At 67.4% G+C, this 12,027-nt stretch carries 15 protein-coding genes and 1 pseudogene; 13 read left to right on the forward strand and 3 right to left on the reverse strand.

Going from position 1 to position 12,027, the window contains the following annotated elements:
• Positions 1–356: CopD family protein (locus ACE3O8_RS10375; protein ID WP_374389456.1), on the reverse strand; the 356-nt coding region annotated here is incomplete at its 3' end.
• Positions 357–594: 238 nt separating this feature from the next.
• Complete coding sequence (gene hemE, locus ACE3O8_RS10380) at positions 595–1,620, reverse strand: uroporphyrinogen decarboxylase (RefSeq protein ID WP_374389458.1); 1,026 nt, start codon at positions 1,618–1,620, stop codon at positions 595–597.
• A gap of 402 nt (positions 1,621–2,022) precedes the next feature.
• On the opposite strand from hemE, the gene ACE3O8_RS10385 reads away from it, so the two are divergent.
• The 11 genes and pseudogenes from ACE3O8_RS10385 to ACE3O8_RS10435 all read left to right on the forward strand — a co-directional run bounded on the left by ACE3O8_RS10385 (position 2,023) and on the right by ACE3O8_RS10435 (position 9,001).
• Positions 2,023–2,841 carry a pyruvate, water dikinase regulatory protein gene (locus ACE3O8_RS10385; RefSeq protein ID WP_374389460.1) on the forward strand — a complete coding sequence of 273 codons (819 nt, stop codon included), beginning with the start codon at positions 2,023–2,025 and terminating at the stop codon, positions 2,839–2,841.
• A gap of 303 nt (positions 2,842–3,144) precedes the next feature.
• Complete coding sequence (locus ACE3O8_RS10390) at positions 3,145–3,732, forward strand: nucleoside triphosphate pyrophosphatase (RefSeq protein WP_374389462.1); 588 nt, start codon at positions 3,145–3,147, stop codon at positions 3,730–3,732.
• Positions 3,729–4,532, forward strand: coding sequence for a shikimate dehydrogenase (aroE, locus tag ACE3O8_RS10395; RefSeq protein WP_374389464.1), 804 nt, complete (start codon positions 3,729–3,731; stop codon positions 4,530–4,532). Before ACE3O8_RS10390 ends, aroE begins: the two co-directional genes overlap by 4 nt.
• Positions 4,529–5,134: a dephospho-CoA kinase gene (gene coaE, locus ACE3O8_RS10400; protein ID WP_374389466.1), complete on the forward strand. Its 606-nt coding sequence runs from the start codon at positions 4,529–4,531 to the stop codon at positions 5,132–5,134. Before aroE ends, coaE begins: the two co-directional genes overlap by 4 nt.
• A gap of 33 nt (positions 5,135–5,167) precedes the next feature.
• Positions 5,168–5,536: an STAS/SEC14 domain-containing protein gene (locus ACE3O8_RS10405; protein WP_374389468.1), complete on the forward strand. Its 369-nt coding sequence runs from the start codon at positions 5,168–5,170 to the stop codon at positions 5,534–5,536.
• 39 nt (positions 5,537–5,575) lie between these two features.
• Positions 5,576–6,244, forward strand: a pseudogene (gene dnaQ, locus ACE3O8_RS10410) (DNA polymerase III subunit epsilon).
• Between the two features lie 26 nt (positions 6,245–6,270).
• A complete protein-coding gene (hpf, locus tag ACE3O8_RS10415; RefSeq protein ID WP_374389470.1) occupies positions 6,271–6,849 on the forward strand; it encodes a ribosome hibernation-promoting factor, HPF/YfiA family in 579 nt (192 codons plus the stop codon).
• A gap of 56 nt (positions 6,850–6,905) precedes the next feature.
• Complete coding sequence (locus tag ACE3O8_RS10420; protein WP_374389472.1) at positions 6,906–7,367, forward strand: PTS sugar transporter subunit IIA; 462 nt, start codon at positions 6,906–6,908, stop codon at positions 7,365–7,367.
• Positions 7,364–7,813: a PaaI family thioesterase gene (locus tag ACE3O8_RS10425; RefSeq protein ID WP_374389474.1), complete on the forward strand. Its 450-nt coding sequence runs from the start codon at positions 7,364–7,366 to the stop codon at positions 7,811–7,813. Before ACE3O8_RS10420 ends, ACE3O8_RS10425 begins: the two co-directional genes overlap by 4 nt.
• Positions 7,800–8,135, forward strand: a complete 336-nt coding sequence (locus ACE3O8_RS10430; RefSeq protein WP_374389476.1) for a DUF1491 family protein — start codon at positions 7,800–7,802, stop codon at positions 8,133–8,135. Before ACE3O8_RS10425 ends, ACE3O8_RS10430 begins: the two co-directional genes overlap by 14 nt.
• 248 nt (positions 8,136–8,383) lie before the next feature.
• Positions 8,384–9,001, forward strand: a complete 618-nt coding sequence (locus ACE3O8_RS10435; protein ID WP_374389478.1) for a cell wall hydrolase — start codon at positions 8,384–8,386, stop codon at positions 8,999–9,001.
• Positions 9,002–9,377: 376 nt separating this feature from the next.
• Here the strand turns inward: ACE3O8_RS10435 and ACE3O8_RS10440 are convergent, their stop codons facing one another.
• Positions 9,378–10,547, reverse strand: a complete 1,170-nt coding sequence (locus ACE3O8_RS10440) for a 3-hydroxyacyl-CoA dehydrogenase NAD-binding domain-containing protein (protein ID WP_374389480.1) — start codon at positions 10,545–10,547, stop codon at positions 9,378–9,380.
• A gap of 53 nt (positions 10,548–10,600) precedes the next feature.
• Between ACE3O8_RS10440 and nadA the strand changes: the two genes are divergently transcribed.
• Both nadA and ACE3O8_RS10450 read left to right on the forward strand, forming a co-directional pair.
• Positions 10,601–11,611 carry a quinolinate synthase NadA gene (gene nadA / locus ACE3O8_RS10445; protein ID WP_374389482.1) on the forward strand — a complete coding sequence of 337 codons (1,011 nt, stop codon included), beginning with the start codon at positions 10,601–10,603 and terminating at the stop codon, positions 11,609–11,611.
• A gap of 32 nt (positions 11,612–11,643) precedes the next feature.
• On the forward strand, positions 11,644–11,883 hold the full coding sequence (locus ACE3O8_RS10450; protein WP_374389484.1) for a type II toxin-antitoxin system Phd/YefM family antitoxin: 240 nt from the start codon (positions 11,644–11,646) through the stop codon (positions 11,881–11,883).
• Positions 11,884–12,027 lie beyond the last annotated feature (144 nt).

Below are 12,027 nucleotides of genomic sequence, written 5' to 3' on the forward strand. Positions count from 1 at the left end.
TCGCCCGCCGCCATGCGGCGGCCGACGCCCGTGATCCACCCCTGATAGCCCGACAGCAGCAGCGCCAGCAGCAGCTTTGCATGGATCCAGCCCGCCTGCTGGAAGCCATAGCTGGTGGCAATGGCAAGGCCGAGAATCCAGACCGCCAGAATGCTGGGCACCAGAATGATGCGGCGGACCCGCGCCGTGCGCAGGCGCCAGTTCAGATCCTCGGCCGAACCCACCGGAACACTGGCCTGATGCACCAGATACCGGGGATAGATGAACAGCCCCGCAATCCAGAAGAAGGTGACAACCACATGCACCGCCTTGAGCGGCATGTAAGCGGAACCGAGCCAGCCGATGAGCGTGTCCATGACACGGAACCTAGCCCGGCTTCACAGTGGTGGAAAGAGGCGGGCGCCTTGCCGAGGGGCGGCAGATGAGGGACTGGGGGGCTCTGCCCCCTCAAACCCCCGGCAGGGCACCGTGTGCCCTGCACCCACATTATCAGGGTTGGCGGCTGGCCTTGGGGTTCCGTCGGGGTTTTTCTGCCTGCGGCGCTTCTTCGCCCCTCTCCGTCTCTCCCCCGGCGGGGAGCGGACGCGGGAGGTTCTACCGGTGCAGCCTTTGCATCAGCTGCTCGACATGGGCGATGGGGGTGAAACGGTCGATGCCGTGGCCGAGGTTCAGGATGTGGGGCCGGCCGGCCATGGTTTCGAGGCACGCTTCGAGCGCCCTGTCCAGCGCGGGGCCGCCGGCCTTCAGCGCCAGCGGATCGATGTTGCCCTGCAGGGGCAGCGTATCCGGCGTGTTGGCGACGATGAAGCCGAGATCTGTCGATTCGTCGATGGCGAGCGCGCTGACCGCGGTTTCCCGCGCATAGGCAGGGGCCTTTTCGCCCGCGCCGCGCGGGAAGCCGATGAGGGGCGTGCGCGGATGGCGGCGGCGAAGCTGATCCACGAGCCAAGCCGTGGGGGCGATCACCCAGCGCTCGAACTCCTGCGGGGCGAGGCTGCCCGACCAGCTGTCGAACAGCATCAGCGCATCGGCGCCCGCATCGACCTGGCCGGAAAGATAGTGCAGCGTTTCGGCGGCGATCGCGTCGATCAGCGCCTGGAAACGGCCGGGATCGGCATAGGCCATCAGCCGGGCATCGGCCTGGTCCTTCGAGCCCTGCCCGGCGACCATGTAGGTGGCGACGGTGTAGGGGGAGCCCGCGAAGCCGAACAGCGCCTTGTCGGGGGCGAGGGCCGCGCGGACCTTCCGGACGGTTTCCCAGATGGCGAGATAATGGTGGCGGGCGGGTTCCAGCGACCCGAGCGAGGCTGCGGACAGGGGCGGCGCGAGACGCGGGCCCTCGCCCTCGGTGAAGGAGAGATGCTGGCCCATGCCGTGGGGGACGATGAGGATGTCGGAGAAGAGGATGGCGATGTCGAAGCCGAAGCGGCGGATCGGCTGCAGGGTGATTTCGGCTGCCGCGTCGCTGTCGTAGCAGAGGTTGAGGAAGCTGCCCTTTTCGGCCCGGAGCGCGCGGTATTCTGGCAGGTAGCGGCCGGCCTGACGCATCAGCCAGACGGGCGGCGGGGCGAGGGCCTCGCCATGGAGGACGGACAGGGCGCGGGGTTGGGGAGCAGGCATGGATTTGCCTGTATCGGGATGGGGGAGGGCAGGCAAATGGGCGGGCCCCCAATCAATTCATGACTCTTTCAAGACTGAGGTAGCCATTGAAGTTGGGCGGTGAATCATGGGGATGGAATCTTGTCCACAGGCGGACCCACAGGGCATGGGCCAGCCAAGCGCTTCTGAGAGCGACAGGATTCCCGGTTGTTCCCGGCCTGTGGACAGGCGCAAGCTGCTTGTCCACAAGCGGATAATCGGGCCTGAAAGGGTTGAATGCGATCGGGTTGGTTGAGGCTTGACGCATTCCGGGACGGGAATTCATCGATTCCTGCCCGGATTCCACGGCTTTTTCCGGTGGTTTGTCCACAGGGGGGAATCCGGGGTGGGGAAAGAGGGGCATGACGCTTTGGTGAGGGGTTCGTGACAAGACTGCACCTGCACCTGGTTTCGGATTCGACCGGCGAGACACTGGAGAGCCTAGTGAAAGCCGGGCTCGCCCAGTTTTCCGGCGTGGACGCCGTGAAGCATTACTGGCCGATGGTGCGGTCTGAAGGGCATCTGGACCGTGTGCTGGACGAAGTGGCGCGGACGCCGGGGCTGGTGCTCTATACGCTGGTGGCGCGCAGCGTGCGCGCCCGGCTGGAAGCGCGCTGCGCCGCGCTGGGCTTGCCGGTGATCGCGGTGATGGACCCGGTGATGGAAGGGCTGGAACGGATGCTGGGGCGGCAGGCCGCCAGCCGGCCGGGCAGCCAGCACCGCATGGACGACGCCTATTTCGGGCGGATCGAGGCCATCCACTGGACCATGGAGCATGACGACGGGCTGCTGACGCATGAATGGGAAGATGCGGACCTGGTGCTGGCCGGGGTGTCGCGCAGCTCCAAGACGCCGACGTCTGTCTATCTCGCCAACCGGGGTTACAAGGTGGCGAACATCCCGCTGGTGCCGAACCGGCCGATCCCGCCCGAACTGTTCCTGCTGGAAAAGCCGCTGATCGTGGGCCTGACGGTGGCCCCCGAACGGCTGGCGCAGGTGCGCCGCGCCCGCATCCTGGGGCAGGACACCGCCGGCATCTCTGCCCGCTATGCCGACCCGGACACCATCGCCGAGGAACTGAACGCCGCCCGCCGCCTGTTCGCGGACCGGGGCTGGCCGGTGATCGACGTGACCCGCCGCAGCATCGAGGAAACGGCGGCCGAACTGATGAACCTGCTGGGGATGCGGCGTGAGGTGGGGTGAGGTGGATCCGGGGGTGCGGGCTTTGTGTTGGGCCTGGAGGTGGATGATGCCGCCTGCGGGCCGGAATTTGAAAGCGCGATGGCAGGGGCTGTGGCCCGCTGCTTGGGGCTTCGACAAGCTCAGCCTGAGCGGTGGGAAGGGGTGTGGCATTGAAGGGCGGTGGTTTGCCTCATGGGGCTTCGACAGGCTCAGCCTGAGCGGGCGGAAGGGCCTCGGCGGTGAAGGCCTGCACGATTGCATGAAGAGGATTTGCATGGAGGGGATTCGGCAGATCATGTCCCTGCCCGCCGGAGGCATTTTCGGATGATCATTCTTGCCAGCGAAAGCGCCTCTCGCAGGGCCATGCTGACGGCGGCCGGCGTGGCGTTCGAGGCCGTGCCGGCTCGGATCGACGAGGCGGCGGTGACGGAGGGCCTGCGCGGCAGGCCGGTGCGCGATGTGGCGGACCGGCTGGCGGAGCTGAAGGCGGTGAAGGTGAGCCTTTTACGGCCGGGAATGGTGGTGCTGGGCAGCGATTCCATGCTGGAGCTGGAGCGCGGCGTGTGGCTGGAAAAGCCGGGGACGGCGGACGGGTTGCGGGCGCAGCTGCGGCAGTTGCGGGGGCGGCCGCACCGGCTGGTGAGCGCGGCGGTGATCGCGCGGGACGGGCGGCCCCTGTGGCGGCATGTGGAGGCGGCGACGCTGACGGTCAGGGATTTCAGCGAGGGCTGGCTGGACCAGTATGTGGCGGCTTGCGGGGCGGAGGTGGTTTCGAGCGTGGGCGGCTATCATGTGGAGGGGTTGGGCGCGCAGCTGTTCACGCGGATAGAGGGGGACCAGTTCGTGGTGCGGGGATTGCCGTTGCTGGCGGTTCTGGGGTGGCTTCGGGAAGCGGGGGAGTTGGGGATTTGAGAACGGCGGGGGTGATCGGCTGGCCGATCGCGCATTCGAAGAGCCCGGCGATTCACCGCTTCTGGCTGCGGGCGCTGGGGATCGACGGCGATTATTCGCGCTTTGCGGTGCGGCCCGACGAGCTGGGCGCGGCGGTGCGGGCGCTGCCGGCCCTGGGGATTGCCGGCGTGAACGTGACGGTGCCGCACAAGGTGGCCGTGCTGGACTGGCTGGACGGGGCCTCGGCCGAGGCGGCGGCGATCGGGGCGGTGAACACGGTGCTGGTGCGGGACGGCGGCCTGTGGGGAACGAACACCGATATCGAGGGATTCGCGGGGCCGCTGGCCGGGCGGCATGTGGAGCATGCCGTGGTGGTGGGCGCGGGCGGCGCGGCGCGGGCCGTGCTGCCGGCGCTGGCGCGGCTGGGGGTGCGGCGGATCACGGTGATGAACCGCTCTGTCGCGAAGGCGCGGGCCTTGCTGGAAGGGCTGGAGATCGAGGGGGATGCGGTGCCGCTGGCGGCGGCGGCGCCGGATGCGGACCTGCTGGTGAACGCCTCGAGCCTGGGGATGAAGGGGGAGCCGCCGTTGCGGCTGGACCTTGGGGCGCTGCCGGACGGGGCGACGGTGTATGACATCGTCTATGCGCCGCTGGAGACGGAGCTGCTGGCGGCGGCGCGGGCGCGGGGATTGCGGACCATCGACGGGCTGGAAATGCTGGTGGGGCAGGCGGCCGTGGCGTTCGAGCTGTTTTACGGGGCGAAACCGCCGCGGGGGCGGGACGCGGAATTGCGCGCCCTGTTGCTGGGAGGGGGCGCATGAGGCGGCGGCCGGTGGTGATCGGGCTGACGGGTTCGATCGGGATGGGAAAATCGAAGGTGGCGTCGAAGTTCCGGCACCTGGGCGTGCCGGTGTTCGATGCGGATGCGGCAGTGCGCGCGGTGCAGGGGCCGGGCGGCGTGGCCCTGCCGGCGATCGAGGCGGCCTTTCCCGGCACGACGGGGCCGATGGGGGTGGACCGGGCGAAGCTGGGGGCGGCCGTGTTCGGCGACAAGGCGGCGCTGAAGCGGCTGGAGCGGATCGTGCATCCGGCCGTTGGGCGGATGCAGCAGGCGTTCCGCCGGAGATATCGCAGTCGCCGGGCGATCGTGCTGGACATTCCGCTGCTGCTGGAAGGGGAGGGGTGGAAGGGCGTGGACCTGATCGCTGTTGCCTCGGCGCCGTTCCATGTGCAGCGGGCGCGGGTGCTGGCGCGGCCGGGGATGACGGAGGCGAAGTTCCTGAACGTGCTGAAGCACCAGATGCCGGATTCGGAAAAGCGCCGGATTGCGGATATCGTGATCGAGACGGGCCGGGGCCGGTTGCTGACGTTCCGCACCGTGCAGGGGATTGCGCGGGTGGCGAAGGGCAGCCGGATCCGCTGACCGGGGCGCAGGCCTTTGCCGGGAGGACGGGCGATGCTGGAACGGATCGAGACGGCGCCGGGAACGATCGGCATCCGCCTGGGCGAGGCGCTGACGGTGGCGGAAATCGACCAGCTGTATGCGGATGTGCGCGCGGCGCTGGAGGCGCATGAGCGGCTGAACTATTTCGTGGATGCGACGCGCTATTCCCGGATCGGGCTGGAGGCGGGGCTGCACAGCCTGAAGATGCGGCTGGCGCATCTGGACTGGTTTCACCGGTTCCGGCGGGTGGCGGTGGTGAGCGACAGCGCGATGATCCGGGGCGCGGTCGCGATGTTCGACCTGTTGACGCCGCTGATGGAGGTGAAGGCGTTCGGATCGGACGATCCGGCGGCGGCGCAGGCGTGGTGCGAAGCCGGCTGAGGCTTGCGCGCCTGCGGAAACGGGCGGATAAGAGGCAAAATGCGCGAGATCGTGTTCGATACCGAAACGACGGGGCTTGATCCCCGGGACGGACACAGGCTGGTGGAATTCGCCGGGATCTAGCTGGTGGAACGGGTGCCGACGGGGCGCCATCTGCATGTCTATGTGAACCCGGGGCGGTCGATGCCGGCCGAGGCGCTGGCCGTGCATGGCCTGACCGAGGATTTCCTGGCCGACAAGCCGCGCTTCGCCGGTGTGGCGGGCGAGTTGCAGGCCTTTCTGGAAGGCGCGACGCTGGTGGCGCACAACGCCGCCTTCGACATGCGCTTCCTGAATTTCGAGTTCGAGCTGTGCGGCCGGCCCGCGATCGGCGCGGCGCGCGTGGTGGACACGCTGGACCTGTCGCGCAAGCGCTTCCCCGGTGCGAAACACACGCTGGATGCGCTGTGCCAGCGGTTCGGGATCGACCGGTCGCACCGGGTGCTACACGGCGCGCTGATCGACGCCGAGCTTCTGGCAGATGTGTATGTGGAGCTGACCGGGGGGCGGCAGATCGGGTTCGACCTTTCGGTCTCGGCCGCCGCCGAAGCGGAGCAGATGCGCGCCGAATGGCCGCAGCGGACATGGGAGATCCCCCTTGCGGACCAGCAGGCCCATGCCGACTTCGTGGGGAAGATGAAGGAGCCGCTGTGGCTGAAACAGGCCTGAGCGGGAGACAGGAAAGGAGACTGACGATGGATATCCGGGTAGCAGGCCATCAGGTGGAAACGGGCCAGGCGTTCCGGGTTCATGTGGGCGAGCGCCTGCAGGCCATCGCAGACACCTATTTCAAGCGATCCATCGGGGCCACGGTGACGCTGAGCCCCGGCCCGCACGACAGTTTCCAGTGCGATATCGTGATGCATGTGATGCAGGGGCTGGTGCTGAAGGGCTCCAACCGGGCGGCGGTTGCCAATGTTGCGTTCGACGGCGCGGCGGACAAGATCGAGAAGCAGCTGCGGCGCTATATGCGGCGGCTGAAGGACAAGTCTGGCGGGGCGACGCTGGACGCGCTGCCGCTGGCGGAGGTGCCGGACAATGCGGAATATCGCGTGTTCGAGGGCGTTGCCGAGGAAGCGGATGCGCCGGACGCGCCGCTGACGATCGCCGAGACGCGGGTGGACATTCCCGAGGCAAGCGTGTCTGACGCGGTGATGATGCTGGACCTTCGGAACACGACGGCGCTGCTGTTCAAGAACAGCCGGACCGGCGACCTGAACATGGTCTATCGTCGGGAGGACGGAAACATCGGCTGGGTCGAGCCGCGCGCATGACCCCGGGAGGGATCCGCCGTGTATGAGGCGGATCCGGAGTGAACGGACGAATATAGATGGAATTTCAGGAATTGCTGGCCCCTTCGGCCGTGGCGCTTGACGTGCCCGCGGCGACGCAGAGGGCTGTGTTTGCGACGGCGGCCGGGTTGCTGGCCGGCGAAGCGGGTGTGCCGGAAGAGGCGATCATGGCCGCGCTGAGCGAGCGCGAACGGCTGGGCACGACCGGCTTCGGCGACGGAACGGCCATCCCGCACGGGCGCGTGCCGGGCCTGCAGCGGATGGTGGCCGCCGTGGTGCGGACATCGGAGCCGGTGGACTGGGCGGCGGTGGACGCCTTGCCGGTCGATCTTGTCGTCGCCCTGCTGGGGCCGGCGGAGGCCGGGGCCGATCATCTGAAGGCGCTGGCGCTGGTGAGCCGCACCCTGCGCGACCGCGCGCTGGTGGAAAAGATGCGCGGCGCGGTGGAGCCGGGCGCGCTGTGGTCGCTGCTGACCGGGCCGCAGCGGCGCGCGGCATGAGCGGCGAGACGCACCTGCGCGGGCTGGAGCGGCTGTATGCCGAGGCGCCGGTGAACCGGATCTTCCGGTCCCGCCTGACGATCCCCGAAGCCGGGAAGGCGGAGATCCGGTTCGAGGTGACGCCCGACATGTTCCATGCAGCGGGCGCGGCGCACGGCACCATCTATTTCAAGATGCTGGACGATGCGGCCTTCTATGCCGCCAATTCCATGGTGACCGACGCCTTTGTGCTGACGACGCAGTTCAACCTGTTCCTGACCCGGCCGGTGAAGGCGGAGCCGCTGGTCGCCGTGGGGCAGTGGGCCTCTGGCCATCGCCGCGTGCTGATCGCGGAAAGCCGGCTGCTGGACGCCGATGGCGAGGAAGTGGCGCGCGGGCAGGGCACCTTCATGCGATCGCGGATCCTGCTGAAGGATCTGCCCGGATATGTGCATGGACCTGCCTGAACACCGGCTGCCCGCCAGCACCGAGGTGCCGGCGCTGGTGCGGCAGGTGCAGGCGGCCGGCGGGTTCGCGACCGTGCTGAGGAAAGGCAGCCAGTGGGGATCCGCCCTGCTGCTGGTGCATCGGCACGCGGCGTTCGTGGGGGCCTATGAGAAGGTGCCGGCCGCATCGGGTGAAACCGCCTGGCGGCTGGCGGCGGAAGGCGAAGAGGCAGTCTCTGCATTCGTGGAGCGGCAGGTGCGATTCGACCCGGATATCTGGGTTCTTGAACTGGATATCGCTGAGCCAGCACGTTTCGTCCCGGGAATTGCCAGAACCCGTTGACCCTTTCGCCCGGATGAACGATCGCGCCGCCCGTGTACTGTGACGGGCCTGTGACACCCCATAGAAGGGTCGGCCGGTCTGGGTTCCTCCAGGGGATGGAAGGGGCCCGGCAGGGCACCGGCCATTCCGGGCAGGATGGCTGGATCAGCAAGCGCGGTTCGCGCGGGTTCCGACACCGGTTGGCCAGTTTTTTCAAAGGCTTCCGCTCTCGGCCCGCAGCCCCAGGAACCGCGGGTATCGAGCCTTTGATGCGCAACAAGTTCCGGGTGGCCGGCATTTCCGCCGCCGCTGCATTCCTTCTGGCTGCGGGCGAAGCGCCCAACAGCGACATTTCCTTTCTGAACGACATCCCGCCCGCCCCCACCGAGACGCAGTTCGCGCCGGCGCTGGAGATGGTGGAAGAACCCCATGAATTCGCCGAACCCGACCTGGGGCTGGTGTTGCCGGAAGCCGGCACGCTGGCGCAGCTGGTGCGCGAAGTGCGCGACGGGCATGCGGCCGACATGACGGACGAGATGATGTGCCTCGCCTCTGCCGTCTATTTCGAATCCAAGGGCGAGCCGCTGGACGGCCAGCTGGCCGTGGCGCAGGTGATCATGAACCGCGTGGAGTCGGGCCGCTTCGGCCGCGACGTGTGCGGCGTGGTGAAGGCGCCCAAGCAGTTCAGCTTCGTGCGCGGCGGGGCGCTGCCCCAGCCGACCAACATGGCGCAGTGGGAAACGGCAAAGGCCGTGGCGCTGATCGCCGTTTCGGGCAGCTGGCCCGAAGTCGCGCCGGACGCCACCCACTTCCACGCAACCCGCGTGAACCCGGGCTGGAAACTGCGCCGGGTGGCGACCGTGGGACAGCATATCTTCTATCGCTGAGTTCCCGAGGGACGGGATGGAGGCGGGGCCGGGACCTTGGGGTTCCGGCCCTGTTTTCGTTTGGGAGGTGTGGGTTTTTGCCTCCGGCGGGCAGGGACATGATGTCCCTGCACCCTCTGACTTTGCGTTGCACGCTGCCTACAGCTCGCGCGCGTGACTTGAGTTGATTGCCTGCGGCGCTTGAGCCGGCTGGCGCCGCAGGCAGTGAACTTATCCGTCAGCGCAGCCTTGCCGATGGACCTGCAAATGTGGGTGCAGGGGCCACGGGCTCCTGCCGGGGGAGTTTGAGGGGGCGGAGCCTCCTCAACCCCGGCCTTGCCGAAGAGAAGCTGGACCGCGGGTCAGGCCCGGGGTGACGTGTGGGGGGTGGTTTTCTTCAGCGCACCCCGGCCCAGTACATGATGCCGCCGGTGGCGCGGGGCCAGCCGTAGCCGTTTACCCAGACGGCGTCGATGTCGCCAGGCCGCTGGGCGATGCCTTCGGCGAGGATCTTCTTTCCTTCGGCCACCATGGGTTGCAGCAGGCGGTCGAGGATTTCGGCCTGGCTGTGTTCGCGTGGGGTGCCGCCCTTTTCCTTCACATAGTCGCGGATGAGCTGTTCGACGACGGGGCTTGGGGTGCGGCTGCGATCGGGGCCGTAATCGTAGAAGCCGGCGGATGTTTTCTGGCCGCGGCGGTCCATTTCGCAGAGGCGGTCGCGCAGGGTTTCGCCCTTCGAGGTTTCCTTTGACCAGCCGATGTCGAGGCCGGCGAGGTCCGACATCTGGAAGGGGCCCATGGGGAAGCCGAAGTCGGTCAGCGCGCGGTCCACCTCCCACGGCATGGCGCCTTCGAGCAGCAGCTGGTTGGCGGCCTGCTGGCGGGTGGAGAGCATGCGGTTGCCGATGAAGCCGTCGCAGACGCCGGACACGACGGGCACCTTGCCGATCTTCACGCCGGTTTCCATGGCGGTCTTCAGCACGTCGGGTGCGGTCTTTGCGCCACGCACCACTTCCAGCAGCTTCATGACGTTTGCGGGCGAGAAGAAGTGCATGCCCAGCACATCCTGCGGCCGGCCGGTGGCGGATGCGATCTCGTCGACGTTCAGATAGCTGGTGTTGCTGGCGAGGATGGCGCCGGGTTTGGCGATGCTGTCGAGTTTGGCGAAGGTGTCCTTCTTGATCGCCATGTTTTCGAAGATGGCTTCGATGATGAGATCGGCATCCTTCAGGTCTGCGATGTCGAGGCTGCCGGTGAGGAGGGCCATGCGCTGTTCCACCTGTTCGGCGGTGAGCTTGCCGCGCTGGGCGGAGCGTTCGTAGTTGGCGCGGATCACCTTCAGGCCCCGATCGAGTGCGGCCTGTTCGCGTTCGACGATGGTGACGGGGATGCCGACATTGGCGAAGTTCATCGAGATGCCGCCGCCCATGGTGCCGGCGCCGATGACGCCGACCGTGCGGACGGGGCGGGTGGCCACGTCGGGGCCGATGCCTTCCACCTCTGCCGCCTTGCGCTCGGCGGCTGCGATATGCGCCAGCGCCTGTGCGCCCTTATCTTCTCCGCTCATCTTTTCCTCCCCATATGCTTCGCTTACAGACCTATTCTCTAGGAGGCGGACCCATGGATGCAAGGCTGAGAGATTCGCTGAAGGGGCTGGATCTGCGCGCGGAGATCGAGCGGCTGCGCAAGGAGCGCAACGCGGTGATCCTGGCGCATTATTACCAGACGCCGGAATTGCAGGACCTGGCCGACTTCGTGGGCGACTCGCTGGAGCTGAGCCGCAAGGCGGCCGAGACGAATGCGGACGTGATCGCCTTTTGCGGCGTGCGCTTCATGGCGGAAGTGGCGAAGATCCTGAGCCCGCAGAAGACGGTGATCCTGCCGGACATGGAGGCCGGCTGTTCGCTGGAGGATTCGTGCCCGCCGGACGAGTTCGGGGCCTTTCGCGCGGCGCATCCCGATCACATCAGCCTGACCTATATCAACTGCTCGGCGGCGGTGAAGGCGCATTCGGACATCATCGTCACCTCGTCCAGCGCGGAGAAGATCATCAACGCGCTGCCGAAGGAGCAGAAGATCCTGTTCGCGCCCGACAAGCATCTGGGGGCGTGGCTGGCGAAGAAGACCGGGCGCGAGATGCTGCTGTGGGACGGCACCTGCATCGTGCACGAGGCCTTCAGCGAGACGGAGCTGCTGAAGCTGAAGGTGCAATATCCGGATGCGCCGGTGGCCGCGCACCCGGAATGCCCGGCGCACATTCTGGATCATGCCGACATGATCGGTTCCACCAGCGCGATCCTGAAGTTCGCGCTGGAAAGCCCCAGCGAGATCATCATCGTGGCGACCGAGCCGCACATCATCCACCAGATGGAGAAGCAGGCGCCGCACAAGACCTTCATCGGCGCGCCCGGCGCGGACGGGAAGTGCAGCTGCAACATGTGCCCCTATATGGCGCTGAACACGGTGGAGAAGCTGTATCTGGCGCTGCGCGACCTGAAGCCGGAACTGACCGTGCCCGAGGATCTGCGGGTGCGCGCGCTGCTGCCGCTGAACCGGATGCTGGCGATCGCGAGCGGGGCGGCGACGGACCTGACGCCGGCGCAGACGATGCCGCCGGTGACGGGGGATTGAAGGCAGCGGTGGACTAGGTTATATTAGTCCACATGGTGACTGCGAATGTCCACGAGGCGAAGACGCACTTCTCCCGTCTGCTGATGCAGGTTGCGGCCGGCGAATCCGTCGTGATCGCCAAGGCGGGGACGCCGGTTGCCAAGCTGACGCCGGTGGATGCGCCTACCGGGGTGCCGAAGCGGATCGGCTTCATGGCCGGGCTGTCGGTGCCTGATGACTTCGACACGATGGGCTTGCAGGAGATTGAAGCCCTGTTCGGGGGTTCGACCTGAAGCTTCTGCTGGACACGCATCTGCTGCTGTGGGCGGCGGCCGGGTCGCCGCGCCTGTCCGCGGAGGTGCGCGCCTTGATAGAATCGCCGGACAGCGAGCCGCTGTTCAGTTCGGCCAGCATCTGGGAAGTTGCGATCAAGGCCG

This window comes from Sandaracinobacter sp. (assembly GCF_041909755.1).
Lineage (GTDB): Bacteria > Pseudomonadota > Alphaproteobacteria > Sphingomonadales > Sphingomonadaceae > Sandaracinobacteroides.